20 protein-coding genes and 1 pseudogene are annotated in these 20,929 nt (G+C 48.4%); 4 read left to right on the top strand and 17 right to left on the bottom strand.

Annotation, left to right across the window (positions count from 1 at the left end):
- The 12 genes and pseudogenes from BBG47_RS02220 to BBG47_RS02165 form a co-directional block, all read right to left on the bottom strand.
- A pseudogene (locus tag BBG47_RS02220) lies at window positions 1–948 on the bottom strand (hypothetical protein); the annotation flags it as partial.
- 173 nt (window positions 949–1,121) lie between these two features.
- Complete coding sequence (thpR, locus tag BBG47_RS02215) at window positions 1,122–1,703, bottom strand: RNA 2',3'-cyclic phosphodiesterase (RefSeq protein WP_065290328.1); 582 nt, start codon at window positions 1,701–1,703, stop codon at window positions 1,122–1,124.
- A gap of 238 nt (window positions 1,704–1,941) precedes the next feature.
- Window positions 1,942–2,742 (bottom strand): tRNA (guanosine(37)-N1)-methyltransferase TrmD, encoded by an 801-nt coding sequence (gene trmD / locus BBG47_RS02210; RefSeq protein ID WP_065290327.1) that lies wholly within the window; start codon window positions 2,740–2,742, stop codon window positions 1,942–1,944.
- Window position 2,743: 1 nt separating this feature from the next.
- Entirely contained in the window at window positions 2,744–3,262 is a 519-nt protein-coding gene (gene rimM, locus BBG47_RS02205) for a ribosome maturation factor RimM (RefSeq protein ID WP_065290326.1), read from the bottom strand.
- Between the two features lie 154 nt (window positions 3,263–3,416).
- Window positions 3,417–3,647 (bottom strand): KH domain-containing protein, encoded by a 231-nt coding sequence (locus tag BBG47_RS02200; RefSeq protein WP_005551913.1) that lies wholly within the window; start codon window positions 3,645–3,647, stop codon window positions 3,417–3,419.
- A gap of 23 nt (window positions 3,648–3,670) precedes the next feature.
- Window positions 3,671–3,943, bottom strand: a complete 273-nt coding sequence (rpsP, locus tag BBG47_RS02195) for a 30S ribosomal protein S16 (RefSeq protein WP_021256578.1) — start codon at window positions 3,941–3,943, stop codon at window positions 3,671–3,673.
- A 69-nt stretch (window positions 3,944–4,012) separates the two neighbouring features.
- On the bottom strand, window positions 4,013–5,395 hold the full coding sequence (ffh, locus tag BBG47_RS02190) for a signal recognition particle protein (protein ID WP_021256579.1): 1,383 nt from the start codon (window positions 5,393–5,395) through the stop codon (window positions 4,013–4,015).
- Window positions 5,396–5,414: 19 nt separating this feature from the next.
- On the bottom strand, window positions 5,415–5,774 hold the full coding sequence (locus BBG47_RS02185) for a putative DNA-binding protein (protein WP_021256580.1): 360 nt from the start codon (window positions 5,772–5,774) through the stop codon (window positions 5,415–5,417).
- A 152-nt stretch (window positions 5,775–5,926) separates the two neighbouring features.
- Window positions 5,927–6,562 (bottom strand): PAQR family membrane homeostasis protein TrhA, encoded by a 636-nt coding sequence (gene trhA, locus BBG47_RS02180; protein ID WP_065290325.1) that lies wholly within the window; start codon window positions 6,560–6,562, stop codon window positions 5,927–5,929.
- Between the two features lie 561 nt (window positions 6,563–7,123).
- On the bottom strand, window positions 7,124–8,080 hold the full coding sequence (locus tag BBG47_RS02175; RefSeq protein ID WP_094183116.1) for a GNAT family N-acetyltransferase: 957 nt from the start codon (window positions 8,078–8,080) through the stop codon (window positions 7,124–7,126).
- A gap of 111 nt (window positions 8,081–8,191) precedes the next feature.
- The gene (locus BBG47_RS02170) at window positions 8,192–9,559 is read right to left on the bottom strand and encodes a (Fe-S)-binding protein (RefSeq protein WP_065290324.1); all 1,368 of its coding nucleotides are present in this window, start codon (window positions 9,557–9,559) and stop codon (window positions 8,192–8,194) included.
- Window positions 9,556–10,971: an FAD-binding oxidoreductase gene (locus BBG47_RS02165; protein ID WP_044353481.1), complete on the bottom strand. Its 1,416-nt coding sequence runs from the start codon at window positions 10,969–10,971 to the stop codon at window positions 9,556–9,558. Before BBG47_RS02165 ends, BBG47_RS02170 begins: the two co-directional genes overlap by 4 nt.
- A gap of 215 nt (window positions 10,972–11,186) precedes the next feature.
- Here BBG47_RS02165 and BBG47_RS02160 point away from each other — a divergent pair, with 215 nt between their 5' ends.
- Together BBG47_RS02160 and BBG47_RS02155 are read left to right on the top strand one after the other, a co-directional pair.
- Window positions 11,187–11,873 (top strand): FadR/GntR family transcriptional regulator, encoded by a 687-nt coding sequence (locus tag BBG47_RS02160; protein WP_065290323.1) that lies wholly within the window; start codon window positions 11,187–11,189, stop codon window positions 11,871–11,873.
- 329 nt (window positions 11,874–12,202) lie between these two features.
- A complete protein-coding gene (locus tag BBG47_RS02155) occupies window positions 12,203–13,438 on the top strand; it encodes an MFS transporter (RefSeq protein ID WP_065290322.1) in 1,236 nt (411 codons plus the stop codon).
- Between the two features lie 75 nt (window positions 13,439–13,513).
- Here BBG47_RS02155 and BBG47_RS02150 read toward each other — a convergent pair whose 3' ends face one another.
- From BBG47_RS02150 to BBG47_RS02135, 4 genes are all read right to left on the bottom strand, one after another.
- Entirely contained in the window at window positions 13,514–14,050 is a 537-nt protein-coding gene (locus BBG47_RS02150; RefSeq protein ID WP_065290321.1) for an RNA 2'-phosphotransferase, read from the bottom strand.
- Between the two features lie 82 nt (window positions 14,051–14,132).
- The gene (locus tag BBG47_RS02145; RefSeq protein ID WP_065290320.1) at window positions 14,133–15,137 is read right to left on the bottom strand and encodes a FecCD family ABC transporter permease; all 1,005 of its coding nucleotides are present in this window, start codon (window positions 15,135–15,137) and stop codon (window positions 14,133–14,135) included.
- Window positions 15,130–16,143 carry a FecCD family ABC transporter permease gene (locus BBG47_RS02140; RefSeq protein WP_065290319.1) on the bottom strand — a complete coding sequence of 338 codons (1,014 nt, stop codon included), beginning with the start codon at window positions 16,141–16,143 and terminating at the stop codon, window positions 15,130–15,132. The genes BBG47_RS02145 and BBG47_RS02140 overlap by 8 nt, the downstream gene beginning before the upstream one ends.
- Before the next feature lie 93 nt (window positions 16,144–16,236).
- Complete coding sequence (locus tag BBG47_RS02135) at window positions 16,237–17,217, bottom strand: ABC transporter substrate-binding protein (protein WP_065290318.1); 981 nt, start codon at window positions 17,215–17,217, stop codon at window positions 16,237–16,239.
- Window positions 17,218–17,507: 290 nt separating this feature from the next.
- Here BBG47_RS02135 and BBG47_RS02130 point away from each other — a divergent pair, with 290 nt between their 5' ends.
- Both BBG47_RS02130 and BBG47_RS02125 read left to right on the top strand, forming a co-directional pair.
- A complete protein-coding gene (locus BBG47_RS02130; protein WP_021256592.1) occupies window positions 17,508–17,843 on the top strand; it encodes an ArsR/SmtB family transcription factor in 336 nt (111 codons plus the stop codon).
- Window positions 17,844–17,999: 156 nt separating this feature from the next.
- Window positions 18,000–19,769, top strand: coding sequence for a SulP family inorganic anion transporter (locus BBG47_RS02125; RefSeq protein WP_065290317.1), 1,770 nt, complete (start codon window positions 18,000–18,002; stop codon window positions 19,767–19,769).
- Between the two features lie 139 nt (window positions 19,770–19,908).
- On the opposite strand, the gene ftsY is transcribed toward BBG47_RS02125, so the two are convergent.
- Window positions 19,909–20,925, bottom strand: coding sequence for a signal recognition particle-docking protein FtsY (gene ftsY / locus BBG47_RS02120; RefSeq protein ID WP_065290316.1), 1,017 nt, complete (start codon window positions 20,923–20,925; stop codon window positions 19,909–19,911).
- Between the last annotated feature and the right edge of the window lie 4 nt (window positions 20,926–20,929).

Below are 20,929 nucleotides of genomic sequence, written 5' to 3'. Positions count from 1 at the left end.
ATCTGGTTTTGGATCTGGTTTTGGATCTGGGTCAGGCTTTGGCCCTGGGGGATCCCCTGGTTGACCATCTCTCTCCAGCATATGATTCCAGTAACGATAATCATGGATGGCAACTCCTGTGAAGGAGGAATGATGCCGCAGCCGCTCCTGAACCTGATTCAACACCGACTCCATTTCCTGCACACCCGCATCATAGAAGGTAGTGTGAGCTTCCTTCATTGGCTTCGTGTTGACCCCAATCCATATCGGTGTCCCGACACGGTCAGCGATCTCTATTTCATTCTGGACAAGCTCCAAAATTCCGTTCCCACCTTCTATCTGCTGACGGTACGCCATTAACGTTACATGATCGAAACGGCGAATGATCCATTCCGACAACGATGTCTCTTGTGCATCTGGAACCGTGATCGAGTCAAACCATACCGGCATGTCGACGCTGAGCTCTAAATCGCTGCGGCTCTTGACAGCATTTAGCCAATCGCTCATATTCGCCGTCCAAGAGCGAATGATCGATGGCTGATCATCTTCCCAATCTGGAAGCACGTAGGGCTCAACATCCAAATGCAGCCCCTTGAAACGCTCGTCCGCAGCAGAATGCTGATTATAAGCGCTAACCCACTCTGTCAGCTTCAACATCTTGTCCCGATATTCACGCAAAGCCCATAAGGGATGCCCTGCCAAGCCATGCACTTCAACTCCTGCTTGACCTGCCTGCTTCAGAAAGCGCCGATATGATGCTTCTGGAATCGTCATATCCATATGCAGATACATTACATTAATGCGATTCTTTTTGGCAAAATCAATCAGTTGCTCCGATTCTGTCTCTATTCTCTCCGCCTGCCATATCCATGTCGCCTTTCGCGTATCATCCGGCTTTGAAAAACCGACCAAAAGCATGGTCGTAATCAGAAGCAGCAGCGTTCCGATACGCGAAGCATATCTCTCCACGATATCCCTCCATTCACAATTTATATTGCTTTTTCAACCATTTTCGACATGCTCAAAATGGTGACTCCATTATAAATGTGTAAGATTGGAAAATATACGTGAGGATAGACCTGTTTTTCAAGACGTCGTATTAACGAGGCCTGACCCAATGATTGCAGCACATGTACATTAGACTATCCTTGACCCAGAGTAAAAGTATGCAAACGCTCATACATAGGACTTTGATTCATATGTGTCTGGAACAGCACGATCTCTTCACCCGTCCATTGATTCGGAGGAAGTGGTTCGCTGTTCATGGTGAAGGGCTGACCTTCCCCTCCGCGATACTTGCGGGCCAGCGTAATATGCGGGCGATAAGGGCGTTCCTCCGGTTCGAATCCTAAAGGCGAAGTAGCGGCTGTAACGCTATGGTGCAATTGTCGCAGTTTGTCGATTGCTCCTCCTAGACCAGCCCATAGTACACGTGGGGCTTCTTTTGTCCCAAAGCTTCCCACGCCATCGAATTGCAGATCAATTGGAGCGCCCCCTCTGGACACCTCCTTCAATACATGTACAATCCGCTCAATAACATGCTCATCTACCGCCCCAAGGAATTGGAGCGTAATATGAAGATCCTGCGGGTGTACCCATTTCGCAAATTGCCAGCGCTGCTTCCCTGCTGTGCACCACTCTTCCAATACTTGAACAGCAGATTTCGGCAGCGGCATCGCAATAAACAACCGCAATCCATTCTTACGAATCTCACTTTTACTCATAACTTTGCCTCACTTCATTGGAATTCATGATGTCCCATGTTACATGCGACCTATGAACAATATTGTCCCCATTATTTATTTTTTTCGTAAACAACAGTTATGCAAATTGGGCTTATACGCGTAACGAATGAATCCAATAAAAAAAGACTGAGATTTTATGTCCATCGTACATAGAATCTCAGTCATTTATGGTGGAGCAGTCTATTCACCTTCCACTCATTGAACCGGTTAGCTCTCATTAAGCGTTGCTTCGCTCGGCATCACTTTTCAAGCGTTGTACTATTTTCAGGTCGTCCTTACTCAGCTCCACATGCTCCAGCAAATCAGGACGCCGTTCCAGCGTCCGCTTCAGAGCCTGTTCGCGTCTCCATATCTCTATATTGGCATGATGGCCACTGATGAGTACATCAGGAACCTTCCAATCGCGGAACTGTGCTGGACGGGTATAATGCGGATATTCAAGCAGTCCTGTACTGAACGAATCCGTTACCGCAGACATCTCATTGCCCAGCACGCCAGGAAGCAGACGAACAACAGAATCAACCACGGTCATTGCGGGCAATTCACCGCCTGTCAATACATAGTCACCTATAGATAGTTCATCCGTCACCAAGTGCTCGCGAATGCGCTCATCATATCCTTCATAATGGCCGCACACGAATATTAAATGGGACTCCTGTGAAAGCTCCTCTGCTTTCTTCTGCGTGAAACGCTCTCCTTGCGGGCACATTAAAATAACGCGTGGTTTCGCAGCTTTATCGTGACTACCCATCGGTTCTGCTATTCTTGAAGCCCGCTCTTCAGCTGCCTTCACCATTAAGTCTTCGACCGCCGCAAAGATCGGCTGCGGTTTTAGCACCATACCACCGCCACCGCCATACGGATAATCGTCAACAGTTTGATGCTTATTATCAGAATAATCGCGGAAGTTGACCGTGTTAATTACAACATGCCCATTCTCACGCGCTTTCCCTAATATACTGGATCCGAATACCCCTTCACACATCTCTGGGAAAAGGGTCAACACATCGATACGCATATTAAATAAGTCCTTCCATAATATGAACCGTTACGACCTTCTCCTGCACATCAACCGTAAGCACAACTTCATCAATGACCGGAATCAAGATTGATTTTCCTTTCGCAGGCTTCACAACCCAGACATCATTCGCGCCTGGAGACAGTATCTCGTCAATGATTCCAAGGTCTTCGCCTTCGTCTGTCACGACTTTACAACCAATAATCTCATGGTAGTAATATTCGTCTTCATCGAGCTCATCCAGCTGCTCTTCGCTTACTTTCAGCATCCAACCTTTATATTTCTCAACCTCATTGATATTGTCGAATTGCACAAATTTAATGATGTACATATTTTTATGTAGACGCGACCGCTCAACGGTAACGGATACACTGTTATTGGAGTTCGGTTGCTGCAGAACTAACTCGCTCTTTTGAGCGAAGCGTTCCTCCGGGAAATCTGTTGTCGGGATAATTTTCACTTCACCCCGAATGCCGTGCGTATTGACCAATTTGCCGACATTAAACATTCTTTGAGCCATGACTTATCCTCCTGCCGTTGGTAATCACCATTCATTCAATCTATCGTAAATATTCGGAGGCCCAACCTGCGAATATCTTCTTTCTAGTGTAACACATTCAGCCTCATGCATACGAAAAAGGGCTAGGATTTCATCCTAACCCTCTTGCGTGCAATTATGAAATAATGTCCACGGCAACTCGTTTTGGAACTTTAACAGCTGCCGACGTGACGACCGTACGAAGCGCCTTAGCGATACGACCTTGCTTCCCGATAACCATTCCGACATCGTCAGGATGAACGTGAAGCTCATACACGATGACATGGTCCTTCTCCACGACGTCCACACGGACCTCCTCCGGATGATCGACCAAAGCGCGTGCAATTACTGACACTAACTCTTCCATTCGCGACCCTCCGAACGGTTAGATTATTTCTGGTGTTTCAGTTCATGGAACTTTTTCATTACGCCAGCTTGGCTGAGCAAGTTGCGAACCGTGTCAGATGCTTGAGCACCAGTTTGCAACCATTTCAAAGCTTTTTCCTCGTCGATGTTAACGACTGCTGGTTGTGCTACCGGATTGTAATGACCGATTTCCTCGATAAAACGACCGTCACGCGGGGAACGGGAATCGGATACAACTACACGATAGAATGGTGCTTTATGAGCACCCATGCGTTTCAAACGGATACGTACTGCCACGAAATTCACCTCCTTAACGGAATTCGAATAATCAATCGAGCGAGTATAAAAACTGCGCTCGTCTATGCATTAACGGAAAGGAAATCTCATTCCTTTACCAGCCTTGCCTGCTTTACTCTTCAAGTTCTTCATCATCTTAGGGCCTTTCGGACCCATCATGTCGGAGAACTGTTTCATCATCCGGCGCATCTCATCAAATTGCTTGATAAGACGGTTCACATCAGCCAACTGAGTTCCGCTGCCCGCTGCAATCCGCTTACGACGGCTGTGATTAATTAGATCTGGATCTTGGCGTTCTTCGTTCGTCATCGAACGGACAATCGCTTCGATTCGACCCATTTGACGCTCATCCACCTTCAGGTTCGCATTTTGCTTCACCTTATTCATCCCTGGAATCATATCCAGAATCTGATCGATAGGACCGAGCTTCTTTACTTGTTGCATCTGCTCAAGGAAATCATCGAATGTGAAAGCTGCGTTGCGCATCTTCATTTCCATTTCCTTGGCTTTCTCTGTGTCGATGTTCATTTGCGCCTTCTCGATCAAGGAGAGCATGTCCCCCATGCCGAGAATCCGTGATGCCATCCGCTCTGGATGGAACGGTTCAAGCGCGTCCATCTTCTCACCGAGTGTAGCGAATTTGATTGGGCAACCCGTAACTGCCTTAACAGACAAGGCTGCACCACCACGTGTATCGCCATCGAGCTTGGTCAGCACAACACCAGTAAGCTCAAGCTGTTGGTTGAAGCTCTCTGCAACGTTGACCGCATCTTGACCAGTCATCGCGTCAACGACGAGCAGCACTTCATCTGGCTTCGCTGTAGCATGAACTTGCTTCAGCTCTTCCATCAATGCTTCATCGATATGCAGGCGACCTGCAGTATCGATAATGACATAATCAAGGTTATTCTCCTTCGCATGCTCCAAACCGCGACGAGCGATTTCTACCGGACTCACTTGGTCACCAAGTGCAAATACCGGAACCTTAATCTGCTCGCCAACCACTTGAAGCTGCTTAATCGCAGCTGGTCGATAAATATCGGCAGCGACAAGAAGCGGCTTATGATTCTGCTTCTGCAGCATCTTCGCAAGCTTGCCTGAAGTAGTCGTCTTACCAGCACCTTGGAGACCGACCATCATAATGACAGTTGGCGGCTTGTTGGCCTTGGCCAGCTTCGCAGCTGTACCACCCATCAATTCCGTCAATTCCTTATTGACGATGTCGATAATGACCATACCCGGTGTGAAGCTATTCATCACTTCCTGACCAACGGCCTTCTCTTTCACCTTGCCAATGAATTCCTTAACGACCTTGAAGTTAACATCCGCTTCGAGCAGCGCCAGGCGTACCTCGCGCATCGCTTCGTTGACGTCATCTTCACCAACCTTGCCTTTGCCGCGCAGCTTGCTGAATACATTCTGTAATCGGTTCGTTAATCCTTCAAATGCCATATTATCTCACCCCGTTCCCTTAATCCAACGCCTGCAGTTCACGGACAATCGTCTGCAGTTCCGCGCGCTGCGGGTCGGGTATGCTATCCATATCGTCCATTGCACGTTGCAGCGCCATTACGATCTCTGTCCGACGTTCGAACTTCGACAGCAAGCCGAGCTTGCTCTCATAAGATTCGAGCGTCTGCTCCGCCCGCTTAATATGTTCATACACCGCTTGGCGGCTGATACCGAATTCGGCTGCAATCTCGCCTAGTGAAAAATCATCTTGAAAGTAACATTTCAGGAACGTCTGCTGCTTCTCTGTGAGCAGTGGTTCATAGAAGTCGAACAGCATATTAATTCGGTTCGTCTTAGCCAGTACCTGTTCCTCGTTCATACGGGCCACTCCTTTCGTAAAGGAAAAACACTTTACAGCCCATCGACGTTTCTTATCATACCTAAATCACAACTCCATGTCAAGGGTTGAACCTTAACATGGTGGAATTATTTTTTGAGACCCAGATCTCAGTGTTTCTTCCTGCCTTCTAACTAGATTACATAGCGGTAGATACATACAAAGTGCAGGACAGAGCCGGCTAATACGAACAGATGCCAAATTGCATGATGATAAGGAAGCCGGTGCCACACAAAGAATGGGATGCCTGCCGTATAGCATACTCCCCCAATCACCAGCAGCATAACACCTTCAAAAGGAATCGCCTGCACCAAGCTGTCCCATACCGTTATCATCAGCCACCCCATAATTGCATAGGCAACCGTAGAGAACCACATATGACGTCCTGTATAGAATGCTTTGTATATAATTCCTGCAATCGCAGTCCCCCATATTAATCCTAGCAGCTGTTGGCTGAACTCATCATGCAGCACGACGAGCAGGAAGGGAGTGTACGTTCCCGCAATAAATAAGTAGATTGCCATATGATCAAGGATTGTAAATCTGTACTTCGATCTGCCCTCCGGCAAGCCGTGCATAATCGTCGAGGTTGTAAACATCATAATCAACGTAATCCCATATATTGAAGCTCCGATGATATGCGCCGACGTCCCGCGCTGCCACGCGGCACTGATAAGCACGCCTAATGCCCACACACTGAACAATAATCCAACTGCGTGGGTAATTACGCTTGCCCACTCCTCACTAGATATATTACGGCTCCACTTCATAGTCATCCCTCCCCGCGGCATTCCTAGCTGCCTGCTGTGCATACGCCCATATTTCACGGCGGATCACATTATATGCACATCAGATAGTGTCGGTGAGAAGGAAGGACTTAAGCGAGTTTACCTATTTTATTTGCGCTGACTCTTCATAAATCGAATGCTTTCTCTTGTATCATTTAAATACTGAACGGCGGCATCATATTGATTGGACGCCACATAAATGAACAATACGTCAATAATGTGCAGCTGCACAAGCCGCGAAGAAGAAGCTGCCCTGCCTGCTTGGAATTGGCTAGAAATAAAGAGTGAGAAAGGGAGAAGAGCCCGCAAGGATTACGTAATATGTCACATTTATCATCCCATTATAGACAAAAACCCCAGCACGTATGGTTCTGCCGGGGTTCCTTATCGTTGTTCCAAAGACTTACTCAACCTCGTTCTGAGCAAAGTTGATCTAGTGGAGGCTCAAGGATCAAAGATTCTTATCCATATCTTTCAATCCGTCTTCCACGCGTTTCATTGTTCACCGCACTATCGTTCGGTTCGTCGTTTTGAACTCACAATTTACAGGGCCTTGCTCATAAGGTCATAGCTCTTCCACGTATGGAATCCAAGCTTCGCATAGAAGTCGACCAGTTCCGTCCAGTCAATGACTAGCTGGCGCATGCCGCGCTGCTGCAATTCAGCGATTCCCGCCTTGACCAGACCAAGACCGTATCCCTTGCCGCGATACTGATCATCAACACCAAGCGGCCCAATACCGCCAAGCGGCTCTTCGAACAATGGCGCCCAATACGTATTCTGCGCAATCAGCGGAGAATGCTCGTCATTGACCCGGCAGAAGCCGATCATTTCACTGCCTTGGAACAATCCTATGAATTCTCTTCCCTGTCCTCCGCGTTCCCAATAGCATTGTGCCTCATACAGCCATCTGCCCGGAAAGCAGCGACGGAAAAATGTCAACATTTCTTCCTCGTCCTCAGGCGTGAGCAACTTCACGATCGCTCCATCTGCAAATTCTGGAGTCACTATCAGATCGGTCTCATCTGAGGACAGCATGTCGCTAACCTCATAGAGCTGCTTGAATCCTCTCTTCTCTAGCCATTGACGGTGCATTGACAACGCTTTTGGGAGGCCCGGAACATAATGCCACGGATCACGTCCGATGAATACTTGAGACGCGCCAGCTTCACGCAATGCCTCTTCAGCCCGTCCGAGCAATTCAGAACCTATCCCCTTCCCCCTTGCTTCGGAACGAACGACAAGTGCCTGAATCCAGCCTCCTCCTTCTCCTAGCTTCATCTCGCGCTCTGTTTCCTGCCATTTCTTCGCGATGATAAATCCTAGAAGTCTGCCATCTGAATCTTGGGCGATCCAGGAGCCAGGCAAGTAAACGTTTACATCTCGAAAACTATTTTGCACGAACAGCTGTTGTCTCATTGGGAACAGGTCGCCCAGTTCACGGTTCCACAACTCGCACATCGGCTCCGCCCATGCTTCATTAAGTGGAATGACGTTCACATTTAACCCCTCCTACGATGAAGTCAATCGTCCCCGCCAATTGACTACATGGATGTCTGTTAGTATGTTATTAAAATATAATTACAAGATTATTATAGGTAATCTGAAATATTACTTCAACATCTTTTCCGCAAAATAGTCTACGACGTGCATGACCTTCACTTGCTCAGCTACGCCATCCCGTTCTACGCCTACCTTCATTTGCATTAAGCAGCCCGGGTTGCTTGTCAGGATAATCGAAGCCTGTGTCTCGCGAACAGCATCCATCTTCCGATCAACAATCGAGTTAGCCATGTCTGGCTGTACAATGTTGTAAATACCAGCGGATCCACAGCATACATCCGCGCCTTCCAGCTCTTTGTATCGGATGCCAGGAATGCGGCGAATAAGCTGTCTTGGCCCATTGGAAGCCCGCATAACGTTCCGCAAATGGCAGGAATCCTGATAGGTTACCGTTTCAGATGGTTCGGATGATTCAGCAGTCCCACAGTTGCCTTGCGGCATTACCGGAAGATTGCTCCAACGCTGTGAACGCATAAGCAAGTCACTGATATCCTTCACTTGCTTTGCGAATTTCTTAGCCGGCTCCACCCATTCCGACTCTTCTTTCAGCAAATGATCATACTCTACAAGCAACGCTCCACATCCGCCTGCATTAGAGGCAATATAATCAACACCCGCATCACGGAACGCCTCAATATTTTGCTTCGCCAAATCCCTAGCTGTAGCCGTATCACTTCCGCCATGAGCGAACAAAGCTCCACAGCAGCCTTGGGATTCCGGAATGATGACATCATAGCCGGATTCGGTTAGCAATCGGATTGTATTCACATTCGTTTCAGTGAACAAGACGTCCATAATACACCCACGGAATAACCCTACTGTGCCGAGCTTTTCGCCTTTGGCCAGGAAGTGACGGCCACCAGCCCGCTTCACTACACCTTGGCTGTCCGCTTCAGGCAGGATGCGCTCCATCATTTGCATTTGTGGAGGAAGCCAGCGTAGCAAGTTCTTCTTCCGTGCAAAACCCTGCAATCCCGAACGCTGATACGTTTGCAGAAGCTTACTCATCCGCAACAGACGATTGTGCTTCATAAATACAGGGCGCGCGATGCGATTCAATCCCTTAACCGCAACCGGCGGCTTATTGTGCGCATGCATGGCTTCTTTCGTCTGCTCAAGCAGCTGACCGTATTTCACATCCGACGGACATACAGGCTCGCAGGCTCTACAGCCCAAGCACAAGTTCATCTGTTTCTGGAAAGATTCATCCGGTTCCATAATGCCATCTGCTACTGCCTTCATGAGTGCAATTCGTCCACGAGGGGAAGCAGCTTCCAATCCAGTCTCTTGATAAGTCGGGCAAGTCGGCTGACAAAATCCACAGCGCATACAGTTCATTAACTGCTCATAATCGAGCGTCTTCACGAGTTCTTTCTGCAGCGGATTGTTTGTCTTCTCTAGTTGTTGTTGACTCATCGGGAAACCACCAACCTTTTGCGAGCAGCCTTAGCAAATATCTTGCCTGGATTCATAATTCCATTCGGATCGAACACTTGCTTAATGCCTTTCATCACGTCGATGCCTGTAGATCCAACCTTCCATTCAAGATATGGAGCCTTCACCGTTCCAACTCCGTGCTCACCGGTAATCGTGCCGCCCAAGCGAATCGCTTCCTCGAAAATGTCCGCGAACGCTTGCTCAACACGGTGGATCTCATCCTCATTCCGTGCATCTGTCGGGCAGGTTGGATGAAGATTGCCGTCTCCCGCATGACCGAACGTACAAATATTCACCCCATATTGCTCTGCAATACGATTGATGGCCAGTACCATTTCCGCAATCTTCGAGCGCGGTACGGTCGCATCCTCCAAAATTGTCGTTGGGCGAATACGCGCCAATGTGGACAATGCGCTGCGGCGTGCCTTCATCAGCTGTTCAGCCTCAATTTCATCCTTCGCAGTCTGAACGCGATCTGCACCTTCCTCACTGCATATCTTCGCAATCGCTTCCATATCGCGCATGACAACGTTCTCATCTTGACCGTCCTGTTCAATAAGCAGAACTGCCTGCATGTCTGTTGGAAGCCCGATATGATTATACTCCTCAACCACGCGAATCGTCGGCTGATCCATGAATTCAAGTGTGGCTGGGATGATGCCAGCGCCTACAATCCGTGACACGCTGCGGGCAGCAGCATAAATATCTTTATAGGATACGAGCATTGTCTTGCGGATACCTGGTGCGGGCAGCAGCTTAACCGTTGCCTCTGTAATCAACGCAAGCGTTCCTTCGGAGCCTACTAACAGCTTCGTTAAATCGTAGCCTGCTACATCCTTGTACAACTTGCCTCCCGTGCGGATCACTTCGCCATTCGGCAGTACCGCCTCGAGTGCAATCACATAATCCTTCGTCGTTCCGTATTTCAAACCGCGCAGGCCGCCGGCCCCTTCCATGATATTGCCGCCCAAGGTTGAGATGGACATGCTGCTAGGGTCAGGCGGATAGAACAGTCCACGCTTCTCCACTTCCCGATGGAACGTCTTCGTGTTCAAGCCAGGCTGGAAGGTTGCCGTAAGGTTCTCGGTGTCCATTTCAATGAGCTTATTCATACGAGTCATGGCTACGACGATTCCCCCTGCTACAGGGACAGTTCCGCCACACAGGTTGCTTGCAGCGCCCCTAGGAACAATGGGAATACGGTATTCGTTCGCCGTGCGCAAGATCTCCTGCACGTCTGCTGTCGATTCCGGATATACAACAGCATCAGGCAGAGACTGCATCATCGGTGTAGCATCATAAGAATGCGTGACCAAGCTCTCCTTATCATCGCGATACCGCTCTGGCCCAAGCAGCTTGAGCAGTCGCTCGCGTGCTTCAATCGTTATCATGAATGAACTCCTCCTTGGTCTCTTGGATACGAGTCAACATCTGAAGTGAACGATTCAACAGTCTTCTCCACATCTGCTGAATTGTTCAGGTCATCTGATGACTTTTGGCATATTATAACGTATGATTGAGACAAATGTCACTCGATTTCGAAAAATAATTTTATAATATTTATTATTTTTGATTTAATATTTCAGGAAGAGGGGTTCACAGCAACATGACCGAATTTCGATTAAAAAAGGGCTCGGAGCTCATTCAAGAACATTTACTAGAGCAGCTGCGTGGAGGAATTTATATGCCCGGCGACAAGCTGCCTTCTGTCGAAGCACTTGCTCAACAATATGCAGTAGGTCGTTCTACCATACGCGAGGCCCTTAGCGCACTTAAGGCGATGGGTTGGCTTGATATCCGTCACGGTGGCGGAACCTTTGTACGTAAGTATGAGCAAACACCATCTGAACAGCTGCAAGGATGGCTTACCGATGTGGAGTCTGTGAAGTCACTGATAGAGGTTCGTAAGATGATAGAGGTTGGATCAGCTGGACTCGCAGCCAAAAGACGTACATCCGCTGATTTGCAGGCTATGGCTACGTGTCTGCATCGTATGGAGAAGCATCTGGAGGATGAAGAAGCTAGTCAGCATGATGACTTCCTGTTCCATGTTCTGCTGGCTGAGGCCAGTCACAATGAAGTGCTTATTCCGATGCTGCAAATGTTCCATCAGAAATGTGCTGAGCATATGGGCGAGACTAGACGCATGTGGTTGTTCGGAGAGCGTTCCTCCACCACTCAGCTTCTGGAAGAGCATCGGCGAATCTACGAGGCAATTGACGCGCAGGATGACAAACTCGCGTCTCACCGCATGCTCAAGCATTTATCCAAAATCGAAGCACGACTGGATTGAAGGCAAGAGGGCGGTATCCATACGCAATCAGCTACACAGCCATGCTAGTGAACAGTAAGAGATGAAGCACATTACATAATCAGTGATGGGCGCATTCGAGTTTAACAAGGAGCGTTTAGCAAAGTAAAGGTATTTGGCATTTTGAAAGCATCGAAGGACATCAAGATGTTATTGAAAGCGACCTTCCATCATAAGAGAAACAAAGCGGAATGATGAGAGCTTCAATTCATCCAGTCTAGTATTATTATTTTTTAAAAATAGTTATTAAAAAGAAAGATCATCCATGCTATAATGTTAAAATTATGAAATTGCATAGGATGTGAGACGCATTGAATCGTTCGTTCTACTCGCTTCTATCCAGCAGATCCTTCGCGAATCTCGCAGGGTCTCTGTACATGATGACATTGATTGCAGCAGTCTACCAAATGACGGATTCAGCTGCCTTTGCCGGAGCCGTGTCCTTTGTCCGTTCAATGGCGATACTGGCGAGCAGCTTCATGCTGCCAATCTGGTACCGCCGCATGAGTATCGCTCATGTTACGCGATTGTTTTTGCTTTTGCAATTCGCATTATCAGCCGTTGTCGCATTCTCTATATCGCCACTTGCATCAATGTTATCGACAACACAGTTTCTCGCCTATTCTTTCTGTGCCATAGTTGGTATCGGATACGTAGAAGGCTGTGCTTCTGCAGCGGCAAACGCCTTATATCCGCGCCTAGTTGAAGAGGATAAGAGAGTTCACGCCAATAGCCTTGTTTCGACCAGTATGCAAATGCTGTCTCTGCTTGGATGGACTATGGGGGGAATTCTCGTCGCTAAGCTTGGACATTCCCTTGTTCTTCAATTGTCTGCAGGCCTTCTCTTTCTTGGTTGTCTCTCTATCTTGCGATTGTCGCACAATCAAGAATCAAGTGTAGGCGCAGATAAGAAATCTCATTCCATTATGGCCGGCTGGACGTACCTGTTCACACATCCGAAGCTGCGCGTTATTACGTGGATGGACATCTTGGAGGGAGTTGCAGGCGGAATATGGATTGGCGGTGTGACACTCGTCTTTGCGCAAGAGGTGCTTCATAAGGATGAAGCCTGGTGGGGATATATTAATGCTGCCTATTACGCGGGAACGATTCTCGGCGGACTCCTTACACTGAAACTGTCTGCACGCATTCATAAACATCTAGTCGGCACAATTCTGATCGGATCATTTGGAGTTAGCTTACTCGTATACGGATATGCATGGAATACGCAAGCATTTGTCGCTTTAGCCATCGTAGTTCTGATGGGTCCATTTTATCAGCTGCGAGATATTGCCCAGCGTACCTATGTGCAGCACATCACCCCACTTGATGAGCAGCCGCATGTATTTGCCGCTCAGAGCACCATCTCATACATATTGTTCGGAGTTTCCGTACTGTTCGCCGGAACAATCTCCGATATTTGGGGAGCACAGGCCGTATATATCGTTGGCGGCACGATGTATCTGCTGTCTTCCGTTACAGGATTTTTATTGCGTCGCAAGCAAGGAGCTTCAATCTCGGAGGACAATCCCCCTTACTCCACCTGACTCGCAAAAAAATGCTGTCAATAATGAAGAAGACGGAGAGCCACTTCAGGTTCCCCGTCTTTGCGTCGTCCACATTTATTCACTTATATATTGCGGTGCAATGAAATCAGCTAACCAGATCGTATGATTGCCGTGATAGAATAAAGTTCCTTCATGCGCGGCTCTCGCCGCATCAATAACAAGTATTACAGGGCTATTGTCCTTTCGTCTTCCTACAACCATGGCCGTCTCTTGATCCGCAGATAGGTGAACATACTGTCTCGCCATGGGGCGCAGTCCTTCTCTGCGTATTTGGTCTACGATGCGCCGAGACGTTCCGTGATACAGCAGATCTGGCGGATGAGCTGCGCTTTTCTTTATTTTGTGCGGTATCGAATGGCCATACATTGCCCGAATCCTTCCATCCAGCACCTCGAACCTTTTCTTGTCTGACCGCTCAATCATTCTTACAAAGTCTGTCTCTAGCAAACTTCGCCCTGGATGGCTGAAGTGAAGTGCATGGGAAAGTTGCTCAACCCCCACCCAGCCCTCTTCATCCATCTCCAACTCATACTCCCATGGCGCATGACGAAGCGCGTAAGAAACCTCTTTACTTAATCTCGCGTAATCCACAGGCTCACCATCCTATACTGGAACGATATGCTTATTATTATATCATTAGAGTCAACATTCACCTATGAGAGTTGGGCGCGAGCTAGGAACGAATCTTGCGTTCTCTGCGCAATAAGTAAAGGAAATACGGAGCACCGATTACGGCAGTCACTAACCCCGCCGGGAATTCGATTGGCGGAACGATGGCACGTCCAAGCGTGTCGGCCGTCAACACCAAGATAGCGCCTAACAAGCCCGATACGGGCAAGAGAATGCCATGCTTGGCGCCAACAAGCCGGCGCGCCATATGCGGAGCGATCAAGCCCACGAAGCCAATCGCGCCGACAACCGCCACCGATGCACCTGCCAAGGCTACCGAAACAGCCACCAGCGCAAGACGAAGACGCTTCACCCGTTCTCCCAGGCCTGTCGCTACATCATCCCCCAGACTCAGTACATCCAGCCTCGAAGACAGCAGCAGCGCAAGCGGGATGAGTGTCAGCATCCACGGCAGCACACCCATTACCTCGTCCCAGCCTCTGCCCCATATGCTTCCGGTAAGCCAAATAAGTGCTGCATTGACGCTGACCGGATATTTGAACATGAAGTACTGGATGCCTGCATCGCACATCGCTCCAAGCGCTATGCCCGTCAGTGCCAGCGTCGTGGGACGAGCTCCGCGCCTGTATACAAATGCAAATAGAAGCAGGGCTACCAAAGCCGCTCCTGCAAACGCGGATAAAGGCAGCGCGACTGCCGATGACCCGGGAAATAAAATAATGGTTGCACAAGCCGCCAGGCCTGCCCCCTTCGTAATTCCGATCACATCCGGAGAGGCCAGCGGATTCCGCAGTACGCCCTGCAGGACAGCTCCTGATATAGCAAGTCCGGCACCCACAAGAACGGACAAGACGATTCTGGGCGAACGGTATTTGCCAAGGATGAACGCATGTTCCTTGCTATGCCCCAACATTGTCTCGATCACTTGGTTCGGCGTTATATAGACCGCCCCCACTCCAAGACTGATCAGACCCACGATGAGAAGCAGCGCAACTAATGCGAGTACGACGAGCCGATGGCGGCGCGCCATATTTGCAGATTTATTCATTGTGCTTCCCTCCTGCATATGCCAAGTACAAGAAGAATGGTGTCCCCAGCATGGCAGTAACAATCCCGATTGGCGCCTCATACGGATACGATATATAGCGTGAAGCAATATCCGCATACACCAGCAGAACCGATCCATACAGGGCGGAGCAAGGCAGTACATAACGCAGATCCACGCCGACCATCAGCCGGACGATATGCGGTACTAGCAAACCCACGAAACCAATCGGGCCGGCAACGGACACCGATCCTCCTGCCAAAATAATGACGAGCAGACCGCCGGCAAACCGCGTTGCCTCGATTCTTGCCCCAAGCCCCCTTGCTACATCATCCCCCATGCTCAGCATCGTTAACGGCTTCGCCAGAGCCATAGCACCCAGCAAGCCGATGCTTGCCCATGGAAGAAGCACACCAACATGATGCCAATTCCGATTACCTATCGCGCCGACCAGCCAATAGAGAATGCTGTCCGTCGTGTTCTCATGGAACAAGATCAATCCTTGTGTTATGGACGAAAGAAAAAAATGGATGGTCATTCCGGCAATGGCGAGCCGAGCCGGCTTCAAATCCCCACCTGCGCTGATGAAATACACGATAAAGCCGCCTAAGGCCGCTCCCGCAAATGCGGAATAAACAAGCTGCTGCTGCGTCAGCTCCGGCAGGAATACCGTTGATGCTACGACTACGAGCGAAGCGCCCGCATTGACGCCGAACACCTGTGGATTAGCAAGCGGGTTGCGCGTCATCGCCTGCATAATCGTACCCGCAACTGCCACACTCGCACCGATCAGAATCGCGATTAGCGCACGGGGCAATCGGATCTCCTGCACGATAAGCATCTCCTTCGTTCTGTCCGCGAAGAACAAGGCCTTCAGCAAAGTTGGAAATGAAATCGAGGAAGAGCCCAGTGACACATTAATCATGACCCCTGCCGATAATAATGCGAAGCCAAGCAGCAGTGACAGGCCGAACGCCTTGCGCCTTCCGCCGCGATGTAATCCCGTCATGCGTTACAATGCCTCCTTCTTTCTCGTTCCTAGGCAGACAAAAAATAGGCGTTAACAAGTAACGCCTACCTCGCCCGCTTCCTGTCGCACAAATTATTTCTCCGCTTTCCCGCTGCCGTACAGTTTCGAAATTGCTTCTTCCATCATTAATTCCCCGGCAACGATGCCACGCCAGCGTGTCCATAAATTGCGATCCACTTCAATGACCTTTTGGTTCTTCACGGCCTTGAGCTCCTGCCACAACGGATTTACGGACCACTCGTCCACGATCGTTTGCTCTCCATCTGTCTTCATCAAGAACAAAATATCTGGATTGATATTCAGCAACTGCTCCAAAGTAAGCTCCGCATAGGGTTCCTTCGGATCCTGTATCGCATTCATCAGGCTGACCTTTTCCAATACGGCTCCGTCATAGGAGGAAGATGTATGCGCCTTGAAGCTTTCTTTGCGCAAAGCAGCCGACATGACGGTCTGCTTCTCGTCTGATGGCGGCACTTGAGCCTTCAAAGCATTGATTTTATCCTTATGCTGCTCCAACCGCTTTTTCCCTTCCTCACTCATGTTCAGGGCATCCGCTATCGTCTGGAAGGAAGCCAAATTGTCTTCATAGCTTGCTTCTAGACTCTTCAGCACGATTGTAGGAGCAATTTGCTTCAAATCTTCATAAATCGCTTTATGACGTTTCCAATCCGCGATAATCAAATCCGGCTGCAGAGAGCTTATTACTTCCAGGCTTGGCTGCTTGCGAGTCCCAACTGACGTATAATCTCCAATCTTATCCGCCAGCGTCTTCAGGATTCGATCTTTATTTCCGTCATCGGCAATGCCGACAGGCTTCAAATTAAGTGATGCAAGTGCATCAACAAAGGAATATTCGAGTACAACGACCCGCTTGGGCGATCCTTTCACTTCTGTTGTACCAAGCTCATGCTTAATTTCTCGCACGGCTCCTGTTTCCTTAGCGGCTGGTTTACTTTCACCCACTTGGCCGCCCTCACTTGCTTGAGAGCCGCATCCCGCGACAAGAAGTACTGTGAATAAAATCGCTAGTATTGCTTGATATTTCTTTTTCAAAAGTTACTACCCCCTGGTGTCCAACATAAAGCAGCTAAATTCACTTCACATCAACATTGAGAATCATTATCACCTGTACATCATATTGAGATTTGATCTAACTGTCAATATAATCTTAAAATATAAATTATAGTATTTTATGGTAGAATAAATCTCGCTTATATTTCTATCTTCAATACATCTTCATTCGAACTTGATTTTGCAATCCCTTTTTCGCGAACGTTCGTTTTGTGGTAAACTAACACTAACCTATTTTGAATCTTTTATTGTGAATAAGGGAGAAAGCCATCATGTATCCGGATATTCAACATTTTAAGGCGGAGTTTTTCAAAGCTTTAGCGCATCCTCTTCGAATTAAGATACTTGAGATCTTATGTGAAGGGGATAAAACGGTTAACGAGATACAAGCCATACTTGGCACGGAGGGATCTTCTGTATCGCAGCAGTTAGCTGTTCTGCGCAATAAAAACGTGGTGTACGGCGTTAAGGATGGAACCTCTGTCATTTATTCCTTGCGTGACCCAATGATCAAGGATTTACTTGAAGTCGCGAAGCAAATATTCAACAATCACTTAGTCAATTCCATATCCATGTTGAAAAACATGAAAAACCAAGAATCATCCTAAAAAAGAGAGGAATATGAGTCCGTGACTCCTGTTTCCTCTCTTTTTTGTATAAAAGCATGCCACACCCCTTCCTATACGCTTTGACAGGTATGCAAAACACCTTTATCATTTTAAATATTCAAATAATCAAATATTTAGAAATGGTGGGTATTATACATGAAACCGTTGTGGTGCGGACGCTATGCCAACTACAGCTTCCAATCATTCAAGAAAGATATGATTGCAGGCTTAATTGTCGGTGTGGTTGCCATCCCATTAGGCATGGCATTTGCCATAGCCTCCGGCGTCAAGCCTGAATATGGCTTATATACGACGATTATCGCCGGATTTTTTATTTCGTTCCTTGGTGGATCCAAGTTTCAAATCGGAGGCCCTACAGGCGCATTTATTCCGATTTTGTTCGCCATTGTCATGCAATATGGATTTGAGAACCTGCTAATCGCTGGCTTCCTTGCAGGTATTATGCTTGTATTGATGGGATTGCTGCGCTTAGGAGCCGTGATACGTTTCATCCCGCGGCCTGTAACCATCGGTTTTACCTCAGGGATTGCCGTCATTATTTTTACAGGTCAAATTGCCGATTTTTTAGGGCTTCACTTAGAGAAGCAGGATAGCTTCATCGCCAATATGCGCGAGTTGATCATTCATATCCCAGCGTTCAACATCTACAGTGTTCTAACATCCTGTATTTGTCTTGCTGCCCTCCTTCTCGTGCCGAAGTATATGCCGAAGATTCCGGCTTCTCTAGTCGGTCTACTCTTAGCCAGCTTGGCAGCAGCCTGGTTGTATCCTGATCAGGTTGCTACGATTGGAACGACGTTCGGAACGATACCTAGCGGCATTCCAGCTTTCCACTGTCCAGCGCTAAGCTGGGATCGTATCATTCTGCTGCTTCAGCCAGCATTCGTCATTGCACTGCTCGGCGGAGTGGAATCTCTGTTATCCGCGCTTGTTGCCGACAGCATGACAGGTGAAAGACACAACAGCAATCGCGAACTGATCGGGCAAGGCATTGCGAATATGATCGCACCATTATTCGGGGGAATTCCTGCAACCGGTGCAATTGCTCGTACGGCTACCAATATACGCAGCGGAGCTGCTTCTCCGATTTCCGGGATGGTGCATGCCATCGTCGTACTGCTCGTGCTGCTATTCTTTGCTCCTTATGCTTCGGCAATCCCACTCGCTGCAATGGCACCGATATTGATGATGGTTGCCTGGAACATGAGCGAGCGTAAAACATTTGCGAAGATTGCACGTACCAAAACGGCAGATTCACTTATTTTATGTATTACCTTTTTGCTCACTGTGTTCACGAACCTGACAGTCGCCGTTCAAGCAGGTCTCGCGGTGTCCATTATTTTGTTCATCAAACGAATGAGTGAAGAAGTGAAGGTGAATAAAGTTCTGCCCGATCCGCAGGATCACAAAGCCAAAGTATCTGCGAGAGTCGTAAATGATGGACGAAAATGCCCGCAAATTAGTATCGTAAGCATCGAAGGAACGCTGTTTTTCGGTGCTGCTCATATGCTGGAGCAATCACTCGCATCACAATTCGAGGAAACTCCTCGTGTACTAATCTTACGAATGGGGCGCGTGCCATATATGGATACAACAGCCGCTGCGCATCTATCTGCATTCGTTAGTCGCATCCGCCAGCATGGAGGCATCGTACTGATAACCGGCATTGCTCCCCAACCTGAAGGGATCATGAACAAAACGGGTCTGGCAACGATGATCGGGACTGAACATTTCTTCCAACGTACTGGAACTGCCATAGATTATGCACTGACTCGCATTGTTAACGTTCAATGCCAGGGCTGTACGCATTTTGCTTTTCGGGAATGCAGGCAATTATCAAATGTTCAGACTATGCCTGAACTGTCAAATCAGCCGCTTTCGCAGCGCAGCACTCTACAAATTTGATTTCGCCATACACAAGCTCATATTCAAAATACCTGTGATAACAAGAGGGAAGAGAAACCATTCCTTTTTCTCAACCAGCATCATCTTGCAAAAAAGGCGTCCCTAAGTGGGACGCCTTCTATCCGTATTCAGATTCGATTTAAGCTTGCTGATCATCCGCTTGCTCATCTTCTGCTTGCTCTGCTTCTGCAATCAATCCTGCGAACAAGGCATGGACGAACTGCTCGGAATCGAATTCCTGCAAATCCCCCATCTTCTCGCCGAGTCCGACCAGCTTCACAGGCAAGTTCAATTCTTGACGGATTGCTATGACGATACCGCCCTTCGCTGTGCCATCAAGCTTCGTGAGCACCAAACCAGTAACTCCACTCTTCTCGCCGAACAGCTTCGCTTGATTGAGAGCATTCTGCCCTGTGGTTGCATCAAGCACCATCAACACCTCATGTGGAGCGTCAGGTACTTCACGCTGAATGACACGGAAGATCTTGTTCAGTTCTTCCATCAGGTTCGACTTGTTCTGCAAGCGACCGGCCGTATCGCAGAGCAGCACATCAACATTGCGCTGCTTCGCAGCCTGCACCGCATCGAACATCACCGCAGCAGGATCAGAGCCTGCCTGCTGCTTAATAACATCGACACCAGCACGCTGTCCCCATACTTCCAACTGTTCAATTGCACCAGCACGGAATGTGTCTCCGGCAGCGAGAAGGACAGATTTACCTTCCTGCTTGAACCGATGTGCCAATTTTCCGATCGTAGTCGTCTTGCCGACACCGTTGACACCAACGAACAAAATAACCGTCATGCCATTCGGATTCATATTCAGCTTGCTTGTATCATCGCCACGCAGAAGCCCGACAAGCTTCTCGGACAATACCGGCTGCAGCTCAGCTGCTTCCTCGATTTTACGCTTCTTCACCTCAGCGCGAAGCTCATCAATCAAGTTCATAACCGTTGTCACACCAACATCGGCACCGATTAAGATTTCTTCAAGTTCTTCATAGAAAGCTTCATCAATCTTTTTGCGCCGCGTAATAAGCTCCGTTACTTTCTCCACGAGCCCTTTGCGAGTTTTCTCCAAGCCTTCCTTGAAAATATTCGTTACGGACTCGGTCTTTGCCGCGATGCTTTCCTTCAGCTTCTTAAAAAAACTCATGTCC

It is taken from the genome of Paenibacillus sp. KS1, assembly GCF_001680695.1.
In the GTDB taxonomy this organism is placed as follows: Bacteria; Bacillota; Bacilli; order Paenibacillales; family Paenibacillaceae; genus Paenibacillus_B; species Paenibacillus_B suaedae.
This window is presented reverse-complemented; position numbering and strand designations above follow the sequence as displayed.

Excerpts from the sequence above, each read along its gene's own strand:
- thpR (WP_065290328.1), bottom strand. The coding sequence starts at position 1,703 with ATGAGTAAAAGTGAGATTCGTAAGAATGGATTGCGGTTGTTTATTGCG.
- trmD (WP_065290327.1), bottom strand. The coding sequence starts at position 2,742 with ATGCGTATCGATGTGTTGACCCTTTTCCCAGAGATGTGTGAAGGGGTA.
- rimM (WP_065290326.1), bottom strand. The coding sequence starts at position 3,262 with ATGGCTCAAAGAATGTTTAATGTCGGCAAATTGGTCAATACGCACGGC.
- BBG47_RS02200 (WP_005551913.1), bottom strand. The coding sequence starts at position 3,647 with ATGGAAGAGTTAGTGTCAGTAATTGCACGCGCTTTGGTCGATCATCCG.
- ffh (WP_021256579.1), bottom strand. The coding sequence starts at position 5,395 with ATGGCATTTGAAGGATTAACGAACCGATTACAGAATGTATTCAGCAAG.
- BBG47_RS02185 (WP_021256580.1), bottom strand. The coding sequence starts at position 5,774 with ATGAACGAGGAACAGGTACTGGCTAAGACGAACCGAATTAATATGCTG.
- trhA (WP_065290325.1), bottom strand. The coding sequence starts at position 6,562 with ATGAAGTGGAGCCGTAATATATCTAGTGAGGAGTGGGCAAGCGTAATT.
- BBG47_RS02170 (WP_065290324.1), bottom strand. The coding sequence starts at position 9,559 with ATGAGTCAACAACAACTAGAGAAGACAAACAATCCGCTGCAGAAAGAA.
- BBG47_RS02165 (WP_044353481.1), bottom strand. The coding sequence starts at position 10,971 with ATGATAACGATTGAAGCACGCGAGCGACTGCTCAAGCTGCTTGGGCCA.
- BBG47_RS02160 (WP_065290323.1), top strand. The coding sequence starts at position 11,187 with ATGACCGAATTTCGATTAAAAAAGGGCTCGGAGCTCATTCAAGAACAT.
- BBG47_RS02145 (WP_065290320.1), bottom strand. The coding sequence starts at position 15,137 with ATGAATAAATCTGCAAATATGGCGCGCCGCCATCGGCTCGTCGTACTC.
- BBG47_RS02140 (WP_065290319.1), bottom strand. The coding sequence starts at position 16,143 with ATGACGGGATTACATCGCGGCGGAAGGCGCAAGGCGTTCGGCCTGTCA.
- BBG47_RS02130 (WP_021256592.1), top strand. The coding sequence starts at position 17,508 with ATGTATCCGGATATTCAACATTTTAAGGCGGAGTTTTTCAAAGCTTTA.
- BBG47_RS02125 (WP_065290317.1), top strand. The coding sequence starts at position 18,000 with ATGAAACCGTTGTGGTGCGGACGCTATGCCAACTACAGCTTCCAATCA.
- ftsY (WP_065290316.1), bottom strand. The coding sequence starts at position 20,925 with ATGAGTTTTTTTAAGAAGCTGAAGGAAAGCATCGCGGCAAAGACCGAG.